Source organism: Acidimicrobiales bacterium, from assembly GCA_040219515.1.
Lineage (GTDB): Bacteria > Actinomycetota > Acidimicrobiia > Acidimicrobiales > Aldehydirespiratoraceae > JAJRXC01.
The window spans coordinates 320,555-340,951 of the sequence record JAVJSI010000014.1 but is presented as its reverse complement, the minus strand read 5'-3'; the positions used below and the strand labels follow the sequence as shown (position 1 = coordinate 340,951).

General features: G+C 63.3%; 14 protein-coding genes. 7 read left to right on the top strand and 7 right to left on the bottom strand.

All coding sequences use genetic code 11. The annotated features are described in order from the left end of the window. Positions 1 to 19 precede the first annotated feature (19 nt). Positions 20 to 616: a hypothetical protein gene (locus RIB98_14935; protein MEQ8842277.1), complete on the bottom strand. Its 597-nt coding sequence runs from the start codon at positions 614 to 616 to the stop codon at positions 20 to 22. A 330-nt stretch (positions 617 to 946) separates the two neighbouring features. Between RIB98_14935 and RIB98_14930 the strand changes: the two genes are divergently transcribed. The 3 genes from RIB98_14930 (at position 947) to RIB98_14920 (ending at position 5,770) form a co-directional block, all read left to right on the top strand. Further along, a complete protein-coding gene (locus tag RIB98_14930) occupies positions 947 to 1,612 on the top strand; it encodes a hypothetical protein (GenBank protein ID MEQ8842276.1) in 666 nt (221 codons plus the stop codon). Positions 1,613 to 1,747: 135 nt separating this feature from the next. Beyond that, the gene (locus tag RIB98_14925) at positions 1,748 to 2,893 is read left to right on the top strand and encodes a hypothetical protein (GenBank protein ID MEQ8842275.1); all 1,146 of its coding nucleotides are present in this window, start codon (positions 1,748 to 1,750) and stop codon (positions 2,891 to 2,893) included. A 267-nt stretch (positions 2,894 to 3,160) separates the two neighbouring features. Then, the gene (locus RIB98_14920; GenBank protein MEQ8842274.1) at positions 3,161 to 5,770 is read left to right on the top strand and encodes a hypothetical protein; all 2,610 of its coding nucleotides are present in this window, start codon (positions 3,161 to 3,163) and stop codon (positions 5,768 to 5,770) included. A gap of 14 nt (positions 5,771 to 5,784) precedes the next feature. On the opposite strand, the gene RIB98_14915 is transcribed toward RIB98_14920, so the two are convergent. The 4 genes from RIB98_14915 to RIB98_14900 all read right to left on the bottom strand — a co-directional run bounded on the left by RIB98_14915 (position 5,785) and on the right by RIB98_14900 (position 13,530). Beyond that, positions 5,785 to 7,272, bottom strand: coding sequence for a PD-(D/E)XK motif protein (locus RIB98_14915; GenBank protein ID MEQ8842273.1), 1,488 nt, complete (start codon positions 7,270 to 7,272; stop codon positions 5,785 to 5,787). Next, on the bottom strand, positions 7,256 to 9,997 hold the full coding sequence (locus RIB98_14910; protein ID MEQ8842272.1) for a Z1 domain-containing protein: 2,742 nt from the start codon (positions 9,995 to 9,997) through the stop codon (positions 7,256 to 7,258). Before RIB98_14910 ends, RIB98_14915 begins: the two co-directional genes overlap by 17 nt. A 78-nt stretch (positions 9,998 to 10,075) precedes the next feature. Beyond that, the gene (locus RIB98_14905; protein MEQ8842271.1) at positions 10,076 to 11,539 is read right to left on the bottom strand and encodes an ATP-binding protein; all 1,464 of its coding nucleotides are present in this window, start codon (positions 11,537 to 11,539) and stop codon (positions 10,076 to 10,078) included. Further along, positions 11,536 to 13,530 carry an AIPR family protein gene (locus RIB98_14900; GenBank protein ID MEQ8842270.1) on the bottom strand — a complete coding sequence of 665 codons (1,995 nt, stop codon included), beginning with the start codon at positions 13,528 to 13,530 and terminating at the stop codon, positions 11,536 to 11,538. Before RIB98_14900 ends, RIB98_14905 begins: the two co-directional genes overlap by 4 nt. A gap of 172 nt (positions 13,531 to 13,702) precedes the next feature. Here RIB98_14900 and vsr point away from each other — a divergent pair, with 172 nt between their 5' ends. Both vsr and RIB98_14890 read left to right on the top strand, forming a co-directional pair. Continuing rightward, positions 13,703 to 14,116: a DNA mismatch endonuclease Vsr gene (gene vsr, locus RIB98_14895; protein ID MEQ8842269.1), complete on the top strand. Its 414-nt coding sequence runs from the start codon at positions 13,703 to 13,705 to the stop codon at positions 14,114 to 14,116. 110 nt (positions 14,117 to 14,226) lie between these two features. Further along, positions 14,227 to 15,501 (top strand): ATP-binding protein, encoded by a 1,275-nt coding sequence (locus tag RIB98_14890; protein ID MEQ8842268.1) that lies wholly within the window; start codon positions 14,227 to 14,229, stop codon positions 15,499 to 15,501. Here the strand turns inward: RIB98_14890 and dcm are convergent. After that, complete coding sequence (dcm, locus tag RIB98_14885) at positions 15,482 to 17,344, bottom strand: DNA (cytosine-5-)-methyltransferase (GenBank protein MEQ8842267.1); 1,863 nt, start codon at positions 17,342 to 17,344, stop codon at positions 15,482 to 15,484. The genes RIB98_14890 and dcm overlap by 20 nt on opposite strands. A 426-nt stretch (positions 17,345 to 17,770) precedes the next feature. Between dcm and RIB98_14880 the strand changes: the two genes are divergently transcribed. Together RIB98_14880 and RIB98_14875 are read left to right on the top strand one after the other, a co-directional pair. Continuing rightward, positions 17,771 to 18,055, top strand: coding sequence for a transposase (locus RIB98_14880; protein ID MEQ8842266.1), 285 nt, complete (start codon positions 17,771 to 17,773; stop codon positions 18,053 to 18,055). Then, entirely contained in the window at positions 18,052 to 18,927 is an 876-nt protein-coding gene (locus RIB98_14875) for an IS3 family transposase (GenBank protein MEQ8842265.1), read from the top strand. Before RIB98_14880 ends, RIB98_14875 begins: the two co-directional genes overlap by 4 nt. 209 nt (positions 18,928 to 19,136) lie before the next feature. On the opposite strand, the gene RIB98_14870 is transcribed toward RIB98_14875, so the two are convergent. Then, positions 19,137 to 20,372, bottom strand: coding sequence for an IS256 family transposase (locus RIB98_14870; protein ID MEQ8842264.1), 1,236 nt, complete (start codon positions 20,370 to 20,372; stop codon positions 19,137 to 19,139). Positions 20,373 to 20,397 lie beyond the last annotated feature (25 nt).

Here is a 20,397-nt window from a genome sequence, read left to right as displayed (position 1 = left end):
CCTTGACGAACTACCGTTCTCAGGGCAGGATCTCGCCGAAGAGCCCCGACGTGCAGTCTGGGCAGAGGTAGCGACGGAGGAATGTGCCATCCCGCTTGTCGTCCAGATCCTCAGCCGCACGATCCAGCCACCACATGTAGCCCTTCTCGGCTTGAACCGCCTTCTGAAGCTTCTGGCGGGTGACGTTCTCGCCCCAGCTTCCCTGCCGGTGATCGCCTCGTTTGAATGGGCTCTCGCAGATCGCACACTGGCCGAACCCGAGTTGATCCAGGTATTGAAGTCTCAACCTCCGAATCGGCTCACGCTTCGGTGCAGATAGGCGCTCCCGCACCACACGCGCACCCCGGCCGGCCCGTCGTAGTTCGAATAGGCCGACGCCGAGGCTGTCGGCGATCGCGATCTCGTCCGTGGTGAATCCTTCGGAGGTCTTCACCACGGCCAGGTAGCAGCGATCGGCATACACGGAGTAGCCCGCGGCTTGGCCGGCAGACGTTCCGAATGCCCGTCCTTCGGGCTTGACCTCTACCGCTACGAAGTCGGTGTCACCAGAGAGATCCCCGCCGACATGCCTCAGCCCGCAGACGTCGATCCGTCCGTAGCGGAACCCGCGATCCACGAATACATGCTGGTCCTTACATCCGTAGTCCGCCACCAACCAACGCCGTACCGCCGGGTACAACTCTTTCTCCGGCATGAACCCGCACCCCCCGCCTCAAGGTCATCAGCAAGATCGTAGACCGGCCGATGGGCGGGGACCCTGAATCGGCAGGTGGGCCGCGGTCGCGAAGCGATCCGTCCTGAGCGTTGGACCGCAGCGTGGCAGTTGGCCGGCATCGATTTCGCATCCCCTCCACGTCGCTGATCGAATGCGGGCATGGCTGATCGACCAGCGCCAATCAACGCAAAGCACCTCATCTCCCCTGCTGAGGCCCGTCGGGCCATCTACGTGGACTTCGAGGGCCGCAAGGCCGAGCCGGAGATGTTGCTCGGAGCCTCCTGGCAAAGGAAGAAGTCAGGCCCGCCATCGCTTCGCCACTATGTAATCGACAAGCGGTTGTCGCCGATCGCCGACCGGATCGTCATGGACGGCGACGACGTTGCGGAGCACGAGTGGGCGGTGACCACGACCCGCGCGGCAATTACCGAACTGCTCGGGCTGGCGAAGAAGCAGGACCGCTTGATCGTCGCCTGGTCGCAGCACGATTTCAAGGTTGTCGCCGAGGGACGAGGGTTGTCGCCGTATCAGCAACGCCACCTGGTCCCCCGCTATCGAGACGCAAAGGAGACGGCCAAGAAGTGGGTCAACCGCGGGATTGCGGGAACGGCGCTTCCGCCGGGGAAGGGCCACACGCTGGATCGCTATCAGCAGCTGATCGGTTACGAGGTCCCTGCGGCCTACGGAATCGGCCGCACGGGAACGAATCTGGGCGAACTGATCAAGGCGCTCGAGAAGCGAGGCGGATGGGACGACCTCACCGACAGGCAGCACCAGCGAGCTCTCGAAGTCATCGGCCACAACTACTTCGATCTCGACAGCATGCGGGAGATCGTCATCCGCGCGGCCGATGAAACCGCCACATGGGAGAGCGAGCGGAGCAGGGTGATCACCTAACCAGAGCTCCGAATCCAGATCCGGACCGAACGCCGCAAGCTGACTCCTTGAGACCGGCGCCCTAACCTCGGGCGCATGGCCTTCCGGAAGAAGTCTCGCCCGATATGCGTGGTTCCGATCTCTGAGTCGGAGGTCGTGGCGTTCGGGCACGCAGCCGACCTCGCGACCATCGGCGAGGAGCAGTCGGCCGTCCCAGCGGGGTTCACGCGAGCGATCTCGGCGGCGATGGCCACGACCGCCGACTTCGCCAGAATCGCGGACGAGGCATCCGGCAAGGTCATGAAGCTCACGCCCGAGTCTGCAGAGCTGCTCAAGCGCTACGACGTCATGCGGTCTGACGGAGCCGTGATCGGGATGGCGGTCGAGAAGAAGGGGCGCATCGTCGCACCCCTTCGATTCGAAGAGCCCGGTGTGCAGTTGGCCACACTGTCCAGTCTCGCAACCACCGTCGCGACGCAGCAGCAGTTGGTCGCCATCGAGAAGAAGCTCGATGACATCAAGACCGACCTCGAGTACCTCATCGACTCCCAGCATGCGGAGGTGGAAGCGAGGATGACGTCGGCGCTTCACGTGCTCGACGACGTATACGCCGAGATGACAGAGCGTGGTCGGTTCGACGACGACCAGTGGCAGCGGATCGTCCCCCTGGAGCAGGTGATTCGTGAGCTTCATGCTCGATGTCTTGTCCACCTGCGGGGCATTGATCATGCGATGGAACAGCCGTCGGGCAACGTCGGTGAACGGGTCAGGGTCCTGAACAAGGCGGTCCGCGATGCCCACCTCGAGGTCTGGCTACCGATGTACTTCCACGCCGAGCGGGCGCTGACGCAGTGGGAGATCCTTTGGGTGCTGCGTCAGATCGAGACCCAACCCGAGCGGGCCTCGGCGTTGAGCAGCGAAGTCGCGGCGGCTGTGGCGAAGCGGCACTGGGACATGGCGGAGTTCGCAGATGGAATCGCGGCGTTCCTCGAGACTAATGCGGGCGGCGGATCGAGATTCGACGCGGTACGCCTGATCAGCCGGAATCGATTGCGGAAGCTGATCCTGGATCTCGACTCTGTCCAGCGCGAGTTCCGAGATTCGCTCACATCGCTGGGCCTGAAGGCCGCGGAGCCGGCCGAACTCCAACCCGATGCATGGGATGAGCTGGCCACCCGCATGCGGACCCTGCCAGCCGCAGCATTCAGCACCACCGGTGGTGCCCTCACCCGAGGGGTGGATGCCTCACGTTCGAGGCTTCAGTCTGTGTTGTCACGTGGGAGTGACGCGCCCGACCCGTAGCTGGCAGCATGGTCGGCTAAGGATCGGCCCTGGCTCGTCGATAGGTCAGAGGGTCGTGGCTGCCAAGACGACTGCTGAGGCTGACCTGGCGAACTTGCCTCGTTCCCGAGTCGAGAACCGGAAAGACTGCTGCGGGTGCTACGCCATTGGACATGAATGCATGGCTTAGCGAAGGCCGCGGCGCCTCCTGTCGCTCTCCCAATCGGCGACAGGGCGCAAACCCCGATGGAAGCCTACTCTTGCTGATGTCGGCGTAGCGGAGTGACGATGGAGATCACGGCAGAGATGGCGCTTCGGGAGCTTCGCCGTAGAGGGAAACTCGGGAACCCAAAGGACTCCTCGAGAGCGTCGCAGCAGAGGGCGCGCAACGACGGAACCATGGAGCTCTCGAGCAGTCTGCTCCGCTCAATCGCAGGGGCTCAGGCCACGGCGCCCAAGGATTCGAAGCCCGCGGCAGGAACCCACCACGAGCCGGGTTCACGAGCCCGTCAAGGAGTTGTCTCGAGCCGCTCAGCTCCAATCAGCGACGGCAATGACCAAGCCACTAGCGAGGTCGAATCGCTCGTACACGAGTTCCGGAATGCTCACCAGCTGGTTTCGAAAGCGGAGATACGCGAACTCCAACGGAAGCTGCCGGGCTGGTTGGCGAACCACCCCTACGAGACAGTCGAGACCGCCGTCCGACGAGGCGAGACAGTGGGCAAGGTCGGATACCTCGTCAAGCAGATCGGTAAGAGACGCTCGCAGCTGCAGGGCAACGCCGCCAAGGGCAAGCCGCGGGCCGCGGGCCCAACCAGATCACCGGCAGCCGAGCGGGCGCCAACCGGAAGCGAGCCAGTCTCCTTTCGCCCTGAGGCCGAAGCGGGGAAAGCAACGGGACACGTTCGCCATGAGCCGGGGCAGGACACAGCCGCCGCGTTCAGCCAGAGAGTCGATTCTGCGGATACCGATACGGGCGCTCCGCTCGCGGAGCGGAGCTCGATCCTGGACAGCGACGCAGAGCGGGCCGTCTACGTCCGCTTCGAGATGCACGCGGACAACAGGTCGGGCGTCCTCGGGATCATGTATCTCAGCAGGCCTGGCGGCCCATTGTCGCTCCAGCACTACGACCTCGGCGGCTGCGATTTGGAGTCATCCGTTCGACTGGATCTGGTTGGCGTCGACCATCTGCAGTGGAAGTCGCTGGCGCCGAAGCTCGCACTTGGAGAGCTGGCTGACTTCGCGCGCGAAGAGGACCGGCTCATCGTCGCCTGGTCAGCCGACACCCTCAGCGCCATCCTTGAACTTGATCTCTCCGAGGCCAACAAGAATCAGCTCCGCCTTCGGTTCCGTTCCGGTCTGGAGATCGCAACTGCATGGCGCGCGCTCCAACCGAAGAAGCGGGATGTTCCGGGCGACTCGATTGCCGCCTTCATGGAAGCCGCTGGAATTCCGGTTCCGAGTGGGCCGGCAGCAGAGGGCCGCCAGCCAGGCTCCGACCCCGCTGCCAGGGCCGTCAGCACCATCACGAGAAACCACCGTCGTCTCAACGAGCTACGCGACCTGATCGCCCGAGTCGCCTCTCCGAAGCCGGCCTCCAACCTCGCAGACCCGGTTGTCATCGGCGGTCTGGAGCATGTTGAGGGCCTTCCGTGGGCCGACGGTTTCCACTCCAATTTCATCTCGCTTGGCGCACCCGTCGACTTCGCCAGTCTTCGCGACGAGTGTGCGGCGCTACGCCGGAAAATCGAAGCGAGCTCGACACCCGCCCGGCTGAGCCGTGCCGAGAAACTCCTTTCCCTCGCGGCCGAGGTTGAGGAGTTCAACTCGCTGCCTCTTCAGGAGGCTGCGAGTCGGGTCATTGGCCACACGTCACCTACAGGCGATGAGGAGGCCGCCCTCCACGCCTACATAGGAATGCGTGGACATCAGCCCGGAAACTCAACCGAATCAGCGGCGGCAGGCTCGCTGTCAAGACAGCGGTTCCTGAGACTTCGGACTGCTACCAGAAAGAAGGCAGAGGGCCGGGTCTGGCTGCCGCAGCTGGAGCAGACAATCATCTCGCTTGAGCGCGCCGATCGCGCCGTCGGGCCGAATCAAGACGCAGCAGTCGTTCTGGTCCCCTCAGCAATCGCCGATCTACTCGGGACTGACGGACAACGCCTGCGGCTTTCTCGTTTCGGTCCTTCAACTGGAGGCACCGGGACCACGGCGGCGGATCCCGGCGTCGACATCGAGAGCGAGCTGCGGAGGATTTCTGAACCATACGGGTTCCTCCGAGTGAGCGACGCGATCGACAGGCTGGTGGATGCCGGATTCACAACATCGTTGCCGGATCTTCAGCGAATCCTCGCCGAAACGCGTGGCGGAGTGAAGATCGGCGATGGTTGGTGGTGGTTCACCACGTCCGATGACGACCCGTCAAACGCGGTCCGGGTAGCAGAGAAGATTGCGTATGTCGCGAGCCGATCATTCACGGGATCGGACCTGCAAAGAGCGCTGCTGCGACAGGCCATGGGGGGATCAACTCCTCATGAGGGGACCGATTTCGTCCCGCCGGGAGAGGTACTTACCCGGTGGGCGGAACTGGTGGACGGGCTCACCGTCGATGACCAGCAGTTGGTGTACACAAGCGAGCAACCCTCGGACGAGATGCTCAGCGAACTCGAGCTGACCGTTGCGGAAGCCATAGCTTTCTCGCGCGGCGGCGTCTGCTCCACCGAGGAATTGGCGAACCAGCTCTGGGAGTACGACACGCGGAGCCGTCCGGCTGCGAGCACTCTCGCTTCAATGGCCATTGTGGACGAGGTGGTGGACGGCGTGTGGTGTCTGTGCGGAGCGGAGCACGACCCTCAGATCGCTGAGATCCTGGGGAAACGAAGCCGCTCGGAACGTTGAGCCCTGCTGTTCGGTCATCCCCAGTGGGTGCGGATGTATGTGACAAGTTCCTCGGCGCTGAGTTCGCGGGTGCTGTTGTTGATCCTCGCCCAGAAGATCCCCTTGCGGTCCTTCCTGGCAGGCGAATCGCAGAAGACGGGCGACGCAGATGGCCTCACCGCCACAAGGCAGACGGTGGCTCCCTCGCGGTCTTCGAACGAAACCCTGACGTTGGCAGCGGCCGCCGCCCCTGCAGCCTCAATAACGAGGGTGGTGAGCCGGTTCTCGTAGTCATCAACGTCGGTATCGAGGTAGTCGAGATCGGTCTGGATTCCGAGGATGCCTCGTGTCCTGTCCTCGACACCGACAACGAGAAGGCCGCCCTCGGCGTTGAGGAAACCGGCGATTGCCTTCACAGTGCTTTCGTTGATGACCTTCGAGGGCACGTTCGGGTCCTGAGCCGCCCATGCTGATGCCTTGAACTCGAGATGCTGACTCTCGTCGGACGTAATCGGATCGTCGGGCACCGGCGCCTCACGGACCCAGGCGGCGACCTGTCCGGAGTCAATCTCGAAGGGGGAACACGCGGAGGCGTCGATCATATAGCGAACGGCTCCCAGTCCCGGTCGGAGATCATCTTCCACGATTCTCGGGAAACCGATACCAACGCGGTAGTACGCGTCACCGCGCGCGGCGTAGCCGTGTTGCGCGTAGAGGTGGGCGTGTGCATCGAGGTATCCGACCTCGAAGAGCTGGTCATCTAAGTGCTCGCGGGCGACCTCGTCGCCCGCGAGTCCATCGCGGATGTACTCAACGAGGTCGGGAAGACTTCTCCCAGCGTCGCGGCGGCGGTCGACCTTGTGATGGGCGACCACCAAGGCGTCGAGACCCCGGTCGTCGAGTTGCCGCTCGGTCTCGATACGTAGCTGTTGGGGCTGGGTTGCAGCGAGCGTCTTCACCTCGATCGCGAGGCGTCCGAGCTGGAAGTCCTGATAGGCGCCGTTGGGTCCGGTCCAAGCCCAAACCGCAGCGGAGAAGCCGATGGAATCGGCGAGGAGGTCGGCGAGGGTCGCCAGCTCGCCGTACAGGCCGGTTTGTCGTTCGACGGTGAGCACGTCGGCCTTGCGCCGCTTCAGAAACCGGAGCCAGCGTCCCAGATTGTGAACAAGCGCTCGGGCCCCATCAGCTGGGGTGCTGGTGGCAAGGACGCGCTCGGCGAGATCGGCACTCAGGGTGAGGAACGTGTCGCGGAACCGGGGATCGATGAGGGTGAGCTGAATAGATCTCACGCCGGCCGCGTCGCCGGATGTCGCTACCTCTATGGCATCGCTCTTGGCGAGTTGATCGGGATCGATGGGAATGCCGACAGGCACCTCCAATAGCAATGCCGGCGCGTTGTCGGGCTTGACCATGGCGGCCGAGAGCTCACCCGGCCAGTTGGGATCCAGCAGGCGCCGAACGACTCCTGCTGGCGAGTCGTTGGCCTCCATCTCAGTCCAGAGCGTTTCAAGCCTCGTCCGCAAAGTCGATCTCCTGCTGTGCGTAGACGTTGTTCACGATGTACTCGATCTGGGGAGCAGTCGTACTCGGGGGCAGGGACACGCCATACCCGACAAAAGGAAGAAGGTCTGGCTCCTCTTGACCAACCGGAACCAGTGGATAGAGGAGGAGTAGGCCACGATCCTTTGATCTCGCGCGCCGAGCGCACGTTCCAGATGGGTCAACTGGTCTAGTTCCCTTGCCTGCGGTCCTTTCTATCCATGCTTCGACGGTTCGCTGAAGTGCATAGCTTCGTTCTTGTTCACTGAGGTCAAGACACTCGTGGGTCGGGTCGAGCAGTCGGCGAATGCGGAATACTCCGTCCTCTCCTCCATCCTGCCTACTTCGGGTCGTGTACCCAACGTCGCAGTTGGCCAGCCGCCGCGGCTCTCGGCCCTTGCTGTTCACCAAGACCACTGTCCAGTCTGATAGTTCGCCCATTGATGCTGCACGCCTGATGTAATTTGCAATGAGCGATGGGTTAGCCCGCGGGGTACTCGAATGGATCGGCTTGTTGTAGAGATTCTCAAGAAAGTCCGCAACATCTTCTGGGCTGACTCGAGTCCAAGAGTAGTGGTGAGCTGCAGTTCCGGCTGGCGCATGGCCACCACCGTGGAGTGAATCCACAAATTCGCTGAGGGTCTTATAGTCCTTCTCAACCCGTTCTTTCTTTGCGTCGAATATCACAGACTCCGTGAGCGAGGCAGCGTAGGAGAGGGAGCGCTTCTCCCCATCGCGCATCTTGTTGGCGGCTGTGACGAGAAGGCCGTCAGGGTGGCTACGCACACGAAGCCCGAAGGTCTCGGGGTTCTCGTGGGCTGCAGCCATTGCCTCAAAGTCGGACCAGAGCTCCTCTGACGCTGCTGCGATGTCCCGGTACCAGCCGATCAGTTCGTGGGTGGTGTGAAGTCTGCACAGGTCGAGGTAGCCGGGGCGGTAGCCGAACCACCGGCCCATCTGCATGAGAGTGTCGTACATCTTGGAGGCGCGGAGGTAGTAGCTAACGGTCAGGCCCTCCAGCGTGAGACCTCTCGACAATTTGTCCCCACCGACGGCAATGACGTTTAGCGGGTTTGGAGCGCTCGTGTAGTCCAGCGCGTCCTTCGCGGTCCCGTTGATCCGGCGAACCTCGATCCGGTTGATGGCTTCTTCGAGCTCTGCGGTGATGTCGCCCCAGGTCATTGCGAGGTTGGTGGGATCGATTCGATCGGGATGCAGCTCGGCGATCGCCGCCGTTGTGGGGGCGAAGTCGGCCTCCCAAAGGGCTTTGAGCTGGTCTCGTAGCTCCGTTTGCTCTCCCCCGTAACGGATTTCGTTCCTGGCCCGTGAGAGCCAGTCGTCAATCTGCTCGAACACGAGTCCCTGCACGGCGGTGAACCGAGTCACGTGCACAAGCATCGAGTTGTGGGTGTCCTGACCTCGGACCCTACGGATCGTTGATGCCAGAACAAATGATCGAAGTGCTGCGGTAAGGGAGGCGGGAAGCGGGCCGGGTACGAGTTCCTTCTTGTGGCGGTCGGGGATCCACCCCTCGTAGTCGGCGATGGACCGGACGATGGGCAGACCCTCGGTGGCGGATCTATCGAGTTCAGGTATCGAGCTTGCGCCGAAAACATCCCCGGGCCCTGTGTAGTTGGACGGAGGGCGCAATGCGACGATGAAGCTTCGTGGGAAGAGGTCGCGCCCGTACTCGGGATGGTCACGCTCTTCGTTGATATAGAGATTCGCGAACGGGGTGGCCGTGTAACCCACGTAGGCGACCTTTTCGAAACCCTTGAGAACCATGCGGATCAGTTGGTTCACCTTTGTCGGGTCGGCCTCCTTGTCCTTGGTGTTGATTGAGGCGCTGTCCGCCTCGTCGTCAATGAGCAGCATCGGGATGCCCTCGACAATTGAGCGGCCGTCCTCACCCTCGATCGCGTTGAGCGACGTCACCCATTCGAGAAAGTTTTGCAGGATCGTCGCATTCTTCTTGATCACTACGACGATCGGGTCGGACCCGAGCCTCACCGTGGCCGCGTTGGCGGTGGCCAGCTTGAAGTCGCCGTTGTCAGCGCTCGAGGTAAGGGAGTGGATCATGGGTCGGTTTTGTGATGGCAGGGCCCCGACCCCGATCCTCTCCCTGGTCTGGCTGTCGATGCCGAGGAGTCCCTCGTCGAGCCTGGCCTGGGTCTGAGATCTGAGGCTGTTGTGGATTCCTGCGAGGACCACGATCAGCTTGTAGCCGGCGTCGGCTGCCTTGCAGGCCAAGCCGAGGTAGTTGGACGTCTTGCCTGACTGGACCTGTCCGGCCACGAGCCCCCTGCGATCCCAAGCGCCTTCTCGGTGTGGATCCTCCAGCCGGCCGAGAATGTTGTCGGTGACGTCGTCAGTCTTTCTGACGACGTCTGTCGGAAATCCTTTCCTCGATTCAAGCCACAGCCGGTAGCGGTCCCAGAACGTCCATTCGATCTCGGCGCGTCTCAGGGCCAGCCAGTCGATGTGGTCGGTGTTGTCCTCGAGGACGGAGGCGGCTGGAACCCACACGTTGATTGTCGCCTTGACCAAACGAACAATTCGCTCATGATCGAGTCCGGCAGCACCGAACTGCGGCAGCGTCAGAGCCGCGTCCACGAACTGCTGCACCAACTCGGTGGTGACTCGTTGTTCCTGCGCGTTGAGCATCGAAGCGACCATCCGGGCCGCTTCATCGTGAAGGTCAGCAGCCACGGAAGCCGCCTCGGGTTCGGCTAGGACCCGTGACCGCTGTTCTTGGTGATAGTTCAGTCATTGCGGACTCCCTGGACATCAGCCCATCGCTTCGACAACATCGGGGTAGGAGCTGAAGGGCTCAACGGCAAGCAGTGCCGCCTTTGCGTCCGCGAGCGACGTTCCAGCGCTGACAAGCTTGTCTATGAATGCTCGCGCTGCATCGAGCAGATCACCCGAGGGCGTCGCCGACTCCGGATTGCCTATCGACTCGCCATCGCGGTAGGCGTCGAATGCGATCCGCTCAACGGGGAGCGTCCCCTCGAGCAGATCGATCAGAGCACGGACCGAGGTTCTGCGATCCACATCGTCGCTCTCCGCCTGAACCACAAGGGGGTGCTTGCGGTTGATCGTGTAGTGGTACGCCCCGCCCTGCTTTCTGGCCTTCCATGTGGGCTCGATGACCTTGGGACCACCGAGTCTGGTCAGCTTGGTTCCGCGGTGGCGGTAGACCTCGGAGGCCCGTGAGCGTGTCGTCCGCGCGATACGGATGAGGTCGTCGATAAGCCCGGCGGGGGGTCTGGCCCGCGACTTGCGCACATCGAGTGCCCAGTCGGCATCCATTGTCTGATCGATGTCGATTGAGATCCTGGCCAGCTTGTGGTGCTCTTCGGGTTTGAAACCGCCGATGATCCAGCCGCCCGAGAGGATGAGTCGATCGCCGCGGTAGAGGTAGAAGCCCTGCTGCGCGTTCCAGCCCTTGATGCCGCCGGCGTCCTGGTGGGCGCGCTTGTCCTCGAATAGGGAGTGATGGGGAAGAACGAACGGCCTAACGAGAACGGAGCCGCTGCGAAACGGGAGGCGCTCCTCCGGTAGCGGCTGCGTTGCGTCATGAGTGGTGCAGAAGGGATCCCAAGGCTGAATCGAGTTTCCGTTCAGACGGATCTGCAGTTTCTTGCCAAGAAACCGCTGAAACACGGCGGCGAGATGCTGCTCGACCTTCGCAGCCGACTCATAGAAGTGGCGCGCGTCCGAGTCGGTTGCATCGCCATCGACGACGCGGTCCAGGTTCTCCCAGAGGACGAGCGTGCCCGTGGGCATGTCGTCCAGTGCCCCAAGCCGGTCTTCGCTCTCCGGTCGCGGCTCCATGAGTAGTTGCCACTGGCGGGTGCGGCCAACATGGTCGAGGTCCCATCGTCGGCATGCGGGGGGACCGGGGTCCTTGCGGGTGAGGACGGTGAGTGACCGTGCCTGCGAAAAGCTTGCGGTCTTCAGACCAAGGCCGAACCGCCCAAGGTCTCCCGGGTCTCGGTCGTCGAGTGGGTTCGTCGAGCCAGGGCGCATGACGTCATTGAGCCGCTCCGGCTCGATCCCGGAGCCGTCGTCGAGAACGGTGATCCAGGAGTCCGGCCCCGTCCAGTTGAAAGCGATCTCGATGTTGCTCGCGCCGGCCGTGACGCTGTTGTCCACCAGGTCTGCGATCGCTGTCTCCAGCGAGTAACCGAACGATCTCAGGGACTCGATGAGAGCCGCTGGATCCGGCTCAACGATCTCGAACTTCATGCGGTTGGCACCTCGCCGAACTCGAATCCGTGCTCAGCGCAGAGCCGGACCAGTTCTGCGGCGCCGTTCCGCTGCGCAGGAGAGATACCTCTGCCTCTCCGAATCGAGTTCTCAATGAGTCTCGCCTGGCTGAGGTGATGCCCTGAGAGGTTGCGCTCCTCTTCGATCCACTCCGTCAGGCGCCGCCAATCGTCGGCGCTGACACTCTCCGGGGCCCGACCGGCGCCGCTTCCGTCGGCTGGGCTGGTGTCTTCGGAGATGAGTTCCGGCCCGAGGTGGTCGAGGTTGACCTCCACCTCCATCATCCGCTCCCAACAGTCGGACTTCTTGCACCACTCCGTGACGTTCTGGCCACCGGGAGGACGCGTGATCACCCCGAATGCATCGTAGGAGACCGCTTCGATCGCGCTCTCAAGCTCGGGCCCTATCTTCTGGTGCATCCAGATGGCATGCAGGTCCAAGCGGTTCTCGGTGGCCAGATTGATGCGACTCAGAGTGTAGGTAACGATGTTCGCCCGGTACCCGCCAAAGTTCTGGCTACCCACAATCTTCTCGGCGCTCTTGTACATCAGCGCCTTCGCGCAGAGCTGCTGGAAGAACGGGACTCCCGGAAGCGGGGGCTCCTTACCGTCCGCTGTCAGGCCGTCCATGAACTCAAAGAAACTCTTCTGGGCTCCTCGGCTCACGATGTGCGGCTTCTGCGACCATGTGTTTTCGAACTTGGCGACGTCGGTCTTGGTGAACTTCTGCGCGGAGGGATGCACGCGCCGGAAGTTCTTCTTGCGCGCCGGCGTTCGTTCGCGGGCCAGTGCGTCCGCGTACTGGCCGCGGGCGCGTTCGTAGAACCATCGTGTCTCGGAGTTGCCGGCTTCGTCGACGGCCGGCGCCCAGACGGTGCGCGAGAGCTTCTCCAACTGCACGTGAAAGGCGTCATTCGCCGTGAGGTCAGCTTCGCTGACGGCGTTCTGGCTATTTGCAAACCGTGAGATCTTCGGCACCAGATCGGCGACCTTGTTCTCCGGCACCACTGTGAGCTTGGCCTGGACGAACACGTCCTCGACCGGCTGCTTGTCCCGATTGTGAACCGTCGCGATCGAGGCCGTGGTCTGGCCACCGTTGACGATCTGAAGATCCTCGATCGAAACAATTCTGCGGCCGCCGTGCTCGTCGGTGCCGAAACGAACGCCGGAGGCCGTGGCTGAGATCCCATTGTTGTAGGCGAAGATTCGCTCGGGGGCGTCGATGATTGTCTGTCTGATCCCGCGGTTCACCTTTCCGCGGGCCTGGAGAAAGGATCGGACGTTCAGCTCGAGCAGCTGGGGGCCGTACTTGACGTACAGATCAGCGAGAAGCTGACCGGGCATGACGAGCAGAAACGACTTGAGATCGGGATCGCCGGAGGGCGCCTCGAGGTATCGCAGGCCTTCACCGTGGAAGCCGGCAATATCGATATCGATGCGTTCGCGGGTTCGCCCCGATGAGTGGAGCCGATGCAGGCGGGCCAGGTCCCAAACATGGAGACTTGTGGAGATCTCTCCAACCGGGTCAGCCTTCTCGCCCTCGAGGTTGGTGACCATGTCTGTGAGAAGAAACAGCCGGGCGTTGGCGATCGCGTCGGCGGACTCATGGATTCGGTAGGCGAGGTCAAAGGCCGGGGAGGATTCCTCCAGCTGATCATGGAAGCCCGACAGGCTCCGCTCAAGAAAGCCGCGTAGTCGTCGAAGCGAGGCCGCCGCATCCGATTTCGAGAGGCGTTCAACGGTTCCCAGTCCGGCGAAGCGGGTCACGGCGAGGTTGATGGTCCCCGACTCGGGGTCCCATCCCCATCCCGAGATCTCGGACCCGCGCTGGCGGTGGTAGCAGAGCTGGCTCTCAGGCCAGTCGCCTGTGTCCGTCATGGCGTCCATCGCGTATTCGGTGAAGGCCTCGGCCAGCATCGTCCCGTCCTCAGCCTGGTTCGCCATTGACACGACCTCGTGGCGGAGCTCCACCGCATACTCCTCTAGAGATTCGTGGAGTGGTGTAGCCAACTCAATGCCCCTGTCGCGCCGTGCTTTCAACCGCCTCGAACTCGGCGGCACCACATGAAGTACACCACAGCCGTGACAACCCCGTGAGGAACCCCGCTTGCCCTGTCGGGATCCGGACGCCAACACTCTCCGGATGGGTCCCCGACCGAAATCAGTCGCAGTCAGCCGCCAGATGAGCCGAATGCCGGTTCGCAACTCCGGACCGGAGCTCCTGCTCAGGAGAGAACTGCACCGTCGAGGACTTCGGTTTCGGGTGAACCTGGTTGGCCTGCCGGGGACCCCGGACGTCGCCCTTACCCGAGCCAGGATCGCGGTCTTCGTGGACGGCTGTTTCTGGCACGCCTGCGACGAGCACGGCTCAGTTCCAAAGAACAACCGGGCGTGGTGGGAGGAGAAGTTCCAACGAACGCGCGAACGGGACGCTCGAAAGGATGCAGCCCTGCGGGAACTGGGCTGGGAGGTCATTCACATGTGGGAACACGAGAACCACGTGGACGTTGCCGACCACATTGAGGGTCGCTGGAGGGAGCGCAGCGCACAGCTGTGACTGCCCCGTGTTGGCTGCGTCGATGAATCCGCTGGTCGACGTCCAAACCGAGAGGATCGTTCGCGCTGTCACAACTCGTCACTAGTGTCAGGTCACAAACCGGAGGGGTGATGAGGGGCAAACGAATCGAACTGACGCCATCCGCCGGTCGGCTCACAAACTCCCTGCGCGATATCGGCTACGAGTTCGTGACGGCGATCGCGGACTTGGTGGACAACAGCGTCTCAGCCGGTGCCTCAACAGTCGACGTACTGATCGACTTTCGGGGCTCCGGCTCACGAGTACTCATCGCCGACGACGGCGAAGGAATGACCGCCACAGGGCTCGACGAAGCCATGCGTTTTGGATCCCGAAGGAGCTACAGCCTCAACGAGCTCGGCCGCTACGGACTGGGACTCAAGACGGCGTCGATCTCCCAGTGTCGGCGACTCACTGTGATCTCACGCCGTGCGGCGACGCGCCGCCGCCTCACCACGAGAGTCCTCGATATCGATCATGTCGAGGAGAGCGACAGTTGGGAGGTCCTCGACACCGCGACGCCGGCCATCCGGGAATTTGCCGCCGAGACGCTGGCTGACGCTCCCGGCACCGTGGTGGCCTGGGAGCGACTCGATCGCGTGCTGCCTGAGCGGAACCCGGAGGGTGGCTGGGCCCGTCGCAGGCTCGAGACGCTGGCCGAGCGAACCGCTGAGTACCTCGGGATGGTGTTCCACCAGTACCTCGCCGACTCCGCCAGCTCGGACCACCTCGTCCTGACGGTCAACGGCGAGAAGGTCGATCCGTGGGACCCGTTCGCTCCCACCGAGCCGGGCACGATCTCCCTGCCGGCCACGGTGCTCGAGATCGAGTTCGACGGTGTTGCCGGATTCGTTACGTTCAATCCGTTCGTACTCCCACCGCGCAATCGTTTCTCCTCACAGGAGGCGTTCGAGCACTACAGCGGTCCCCAGAAGTGGAACCGGCAACAGGGGCTCTACGTCTACCGGGCCGGTCGCCTGATCCAGGGCGGAGGATGGAGCGGCATCCGGGCGATCGATGAGCACACCAAGTTGGCGCGCGCATCGTTGGAGTTCGACACCAACCTCGACGACCTGCTGCAGACGAACGTGGCGAAGATGCGGGTCAACATTCCTGCCACGATCAGGTCGCAGCTGGAGCGCCCGGTCAAGGAACTCTGCCAAGCGGCAGAGGAGGTCTACCGTCAGGCATCCGTGCTGAAGGCGCGCACCGCTCCTTCGGACCGACCCGCGAACCACCAGCTGGGCACCGCCGGGGCGTCTCTGCTGGCCGCCGCGATGGTAAGTGGGGACTACGCCGCTCTCGAGCGGATCATGACCGAGCTGCGATCAACCGACGAGGATCTCGCTACGGCTCTGGGCTGGTAAGCACCACCATCGACTGCTGGATCGGTAGGTCCGCTGCCACCACGCAGTCGGCCTCGAGCGGGCAGTGCGCGCAGTCCGTTTTGGACGGGCCGCAGACCGTCTGGCCGATCTCGAGAAGGGCGAGGTGCGCTTCGTGCGAGAGGTCATCGCCACCGATCATGGCGGCAACCGCCAACCGGCCGTCGCTGAGCTTGTTGCGTTGATCGACGGACGTCCCGTGGTATCGGGCGGCAACCCGAAGCACCGCTTGGTTCACGATCACAGGGTCCTCGGAGGCTCCAGGGACAATGCGGGCAGCGAACGCCGCCAGTGTCGCACTGACGTTCGGCGCCTTGGCCAACTCCTCCGACGGGGTGTTCGGCTCGAGCCCGTTCGGGTTGTCAACGAAGTACTCCGCAGTCGCGATCAGGTCATCCACACGGGGCCCGCGGCCGAGCACGGTGGCTATTCGCCGCAGCGGTCCCTCGTTCTCAAGTGTCTGCTGCGGCGTCGCGCACGCCAGTGTCGCCTTGTACGCCGCGCCGAGCTGGTCAGTGCTGAGCCGCGGCCAGAGAATCTCGCACTGCAGCACCACCCATCTGTTCGGTGCATCAAGCCATGGGACTCCTCCGCGTGGTGACTTCATGTACCAGCGGGCAAGTTTCAGCCCCACCTCGGAACGGGTATGCGGAACCTCGTCGGCCCGCTCCAGGCTGGCCGTGATTGCGGTTCCCAGCTCGAATCCAAGGCGAGGAGGGACCGCGTTGCCGATCTGTCGGAACGCGGCGGTCGGCGGGCCGGAGAATCGAACATGATCGGGGAACGTCTGGATTCGTGCTGCTTCCCGCACGCTAATCGTGCGGTGCTGCTCGGGATGGATGTACCAGTATCCGTCCTTGGCGATGTGGGCGGTGATCGTTCGACTCAGGTCGTCGTAGTCGAGGCGCTTGTACTTGTCATCGAAGATGTCGTGTCGATAGCGCCGCAACTCGGGATCGATGTCGGAGTACTTGGTCTTCGAGTCCATGTTCTCGAAAATCTGCAGATCGTCCTCACGGACAGGACGGGTGATGTGGTCGAACAGCTTTCCCCAATCATCAATCCGCACCTGCTCCCGCATCTTCTCCTGGTACGAGGTTCGGGGTCCGTCGTAGTCGGCCCATCCCTCCGCTCCGCCATCCGGCCGCCAACCACCCTCGACAGGCGGGAGATCGGAAATGGCGTTTCCGAGCGTCACAACCTGCGCGTGCTCGGCGGGCCAGACGAAACGGGTTCGATCAGCCAGCGCGACGAGTATCAGACGCTGACGATGCTGCGGAACTCCGTACCGCCAGGTGTCGACAACTCTGGTTTCGACCGAGTAACCCAGATGCTCAAGCTCATCGGCCATCGTGCGCAGAATCAGCATGTCCCGATCGAGGGCCATGTCCGGCACGTTCTCCATCAGGACCGCTCGAGGTCGTGCGATCGACACAATCCGGAGGAAGCTCTGCCAGAGCTCGCTGCGCTTGTCGTGGGCATCGCGCCTGCCCGTGCGAACCAGGTCGCGCAGGCCGGATCGGCCCGCCTTCGAGAACGGCTGACAGGGCGGCCCACCCGCAACAATCTCGATGCCGAGATCACGAATCAGCTCGCCCGTGCTCTCGACGATTTCCTCGTCGCCAAGATCCCAGTTGACGCTGAGGCCGGGGTGGTATGCGCGATGTGTGGCGAGCGCATCGTCATCGTTGTCGACTCCGAGGACCACGGAATAGCCGGCTTCGGCCAGGCCAAGGCTGAGGCCCCCCGCCCCGCAGAACAGGTCGGCGGCCAACGGCCCGTCCAGCCTGGTGGCGAGCCCACGGAGCTCGTCGACGTCGTCCACGGCCTTCGGATGATGCGGGAGTTCCACGAACGGACCCCGCACAAGCTTGACCCCGTACGAGCCCTTCTCAACTGTCGTCTTCCCCACTCGATCCTCCTTCGTTGACCATAGCCAGCCGATACGACAGCGGCGGGGCTATCCGAGACAGGGGGCTGCGCCCTGAATCGCGGAGTGCGGCCCGTTTGGCACGCGCTCAGGCAACACTCGGCCTTGTGCTCGACACGCTCTCTGCGGCACAGTGCGCCCGAGGCCGAAAGGGCGAGTCGTGGGGCAATCAGATGAGGGCCGGGAGGATGGCATTCGGGTTCCCGTCTACCCCTACCAACAGACGCTGCTTGACGCCGGGGGCGAACTGACGGTGTCTGGAGTTGACCCGGTTTGGTGGACACCCGATCCTGGATGCACGTCCAGGGGAAGGAGGCCCGGATGGGTCGTCCATCGAAGTATCCCGAGGAGTTCCGGCGTGAGGCGGTCGAGTTGTATCGATCGTCGGATCGGCCTCGGTGCAAGATCGCGGAATCGCTCGGCATCTCGGATGGTTCGCTCGCCGCCTGGGTGAAGGAAGCCGACGAGGCGAGCCAACCGGGGGCTTTGGATCCGGGTGAGCGTGCGGAGCTGGCTCGGTTGCGTAAGGAGAATCAGGATCTGCGGATGGACCGCGAGATCCTGCGCAAGGCAGCCGCGTATTTCGCCCGGGAGACGATCCGGTGACCCGCTTCCGGTTCGTCCAAGACCACAGCGCCGACTATCCGGTGAAGCGGTTGTGTGAGCTCGTTGAGTGCTCGAGGTCGGGTTTCTACGCGTGGCGTGATCGGCCGTTGTCGGCGCACTATCTGGCCGATGTCGATCTCGCAGCGGAGATCTTCGAGATCCACGAAACCTCCCAGCGCACCTACGGCACCCCTCGGGTGCTCGGCCAGCTCCAACACCGCGACCGGCGGGTGGGCCGCAAACGCGTGGCGCGGATCATGGCCGAGTGCGGCCTGGTTGGCGTGCACGGCCGCCGCAAATGGCGCCGCGGTCGCAAGCCGGGCACGGCCCCGGGGCCGGATCTGATCGGCCGAGACTTCACCGCCGACGCATCGAACCAACGCTGGCTGGCCGACATCACCGAGTTCAAATGCCGCGACGGCAAACTCTTCTTGGCCGGCATCTTGGATCTCCACGATCGAGGTCTGGCCGGCTGGTCGATGTCGAACCGAGCGACCGCCGACATCGTCGTCAACGCGTTGGTGATGGCGCTGGCTCGGCGTCACCCCGACGGCAAAGTGATCCACCACGCCGATCGCGGCGGCCAATACATCTCGAGCGACCTGGCGCTCACCATGACCGACCACAACGTCGCGGCGTCGTTCGGCCGCACCGGCGTGTGCTGGGACAACGCCGCCATGGAATCCACCTGGGCCACCATCAAGAAGGAGATCCGACATATCCACGGCGACTGGGAACACATGACCCGAAGCCAGCTCCGCACCGTGCTCTTCGACTACATCGAGACCTTCTACAACCGGCGACGACACCAAGCCCGCCTCGGCCACCGAACCCCCGCCGAGACCTACACCGCCTCCACCGAGGCAGCCTGATCACACAGAAACCCGTGTCCACGAAACCGGGTCAACTCCAGTCAGATCAAGCTCCATTCCTAGAATGAGTGTGCGCCTGGGCAGACCTTCGCTCCACAGATCTGTTCGGCGCGAACCTCAACAGCGCGAACCTGACCGGCTCGGACCTGGGTGACGCGAAGATTGAGTCCCGTGGGGTGGTGTAGGTGGGTTGTGCGATTCCCGGTTGTTCAGGTTCGGGGTGCTGCGGGGAGCGATGTTAGTTGGTTCTCCTCTTGGTCGGTGAGGGCGGCGACGGATGCGGCGGCGATGTAGCGGCGCTCGGAGGAGATCATTTCGTCGTTGACCTCGACGAGGAGAGCGCCGACGAGGCGGATGACGGACTCGGTGTTGTGGAAGATCTGAACGACATCGGTGCGTCGTTTCAGTTCTCGGTTGAGTCGTTCGATGGGGTTGTTCGACCAGATCTTGGTCCAGTGCGCGGGCGGGTAGGTCGTGTAGGCGAGGAGGTCGTCTTCGGCGGCTTCGAGTTTGACGGCGACTTCGGGCGCGACCGACTCGAGCTGAGTGACCACGGCGCGGAGCTGGGTTCGGGCGGCGTCGGCGTCGGGTTGGGCGAAGATCGTGCGGATCAACGCGGCGATCATGAGCCGGTGTTGATGCTTGGCGACGGCGAGGAAGTTGCGCATGGCGTGGACTCGGCATCGTTGCCAGCCGGCTCCTTGGAACACGCGTCGGATCGCGGCTTTCAGTCCGGCGTGGGCGTCGGAGATCACGAGGCGCACGCCGTGCAGGTTCCGTTCGACGAGGCCGCGCAGGAAGTCGGTCCAGAACGTCTCGTTCTCGGAGTCGCCGACATCGACACCAAGCACTTCGCGGTAACCATCAGCACGCAGCCCGGTCGCGATCACCACGGCTTTGGAGACGACCTGGCCGCCCTCGCGGACGTGGACGTAGGTGGCGTCGAGCCACAGATACACGAACGCCTGATGGCCAAGATCGCGGTTGCGGAGCACCGCGACATCGGCGTCGAGGTGTTTGCAGATCCGCGACACGGTGCTCTTGGAGATGCCGGTGTCACAGCCCAACGCCTTCACCAGATCATCGACCTTTCTCGTGGAGGTGCCGGTGATGTAGGCGGTCATGATCACCGCCCACAGGGCCTTGTCGATGCGGCGCCGCGGCTCGAGCAGCTCCGGGAAGAACGACCCCTTGCGCAGCTTCGGGATCCCGAGGGTGAGATCCCCGGCCGGGGTCGATAACAGCTTGTCGCGGTGTCCGTTGCGCAGGTTCGATCGGCTCAGGGTTCGTTCGCCGTGCTCGGCGCCGATCCGGGCCGTGAGTTCGGCCTCGATCAGGTCCTGGATCGCGTCCGTGAGGATCTCGGCCAGCGACGCCGCCAACGGCGAATCGGCGGCGGTCAGCGACGCGGAGAGCGCGTTCAAGGCAGAATCAGATGTGGTCATCGTGCGGTGTCCTTCTCAGTTCGTT

What these genes read in the sequence shown, in the direction of transcription:
- RIB98_14880 (MEQ8842266.1), top strand. Translation starts at nt 17,771, where the DNA reads ATGGGTCGTCCATCGAAGTATCCCGAGGAGTTCCGGCGTGAGGCGGTC.
- RIB98_14920 (MEQ8842274.1), top strand. Translation starts at nt 3,161, where the DNA reads ATGGAGATCACGGCAGAGATGGCGCTTCGGGAGCTTCGCCGTAGAGGG.
- RIB98_14905 (MEQ8842271.1), bottom strand. Translation starts at nt 11,539, where the DNA reads ATGAAGTTCGAGATCGTTGAGCCGGATCCAGCGGCTCTCATCGAGTCC.
- vsr (MEQ8842269.1), top strand. Translation starts at nt 13,703, where the DNA reads ATGGGTCCCCGACCGAAATCAGTCGCAGTCAGCCGCCAGATGAGCCGA.
- RIB98_14870 (MEQ8842264.1), bottom strand. Translation starts at nt 20,372, where the DNA reads ATGACCACATCTGATTCTGCCTTGAACGCGCTCTCCGCGTCGCTGACC.
- RIB98_14890 (MEQ8842268.1), top strand. Translation starts at nt 14,227, where the DNA reads ATGAGGGGCAAACGAATCGAACTGACGCCATCCGCCGGTCGGCTCACA.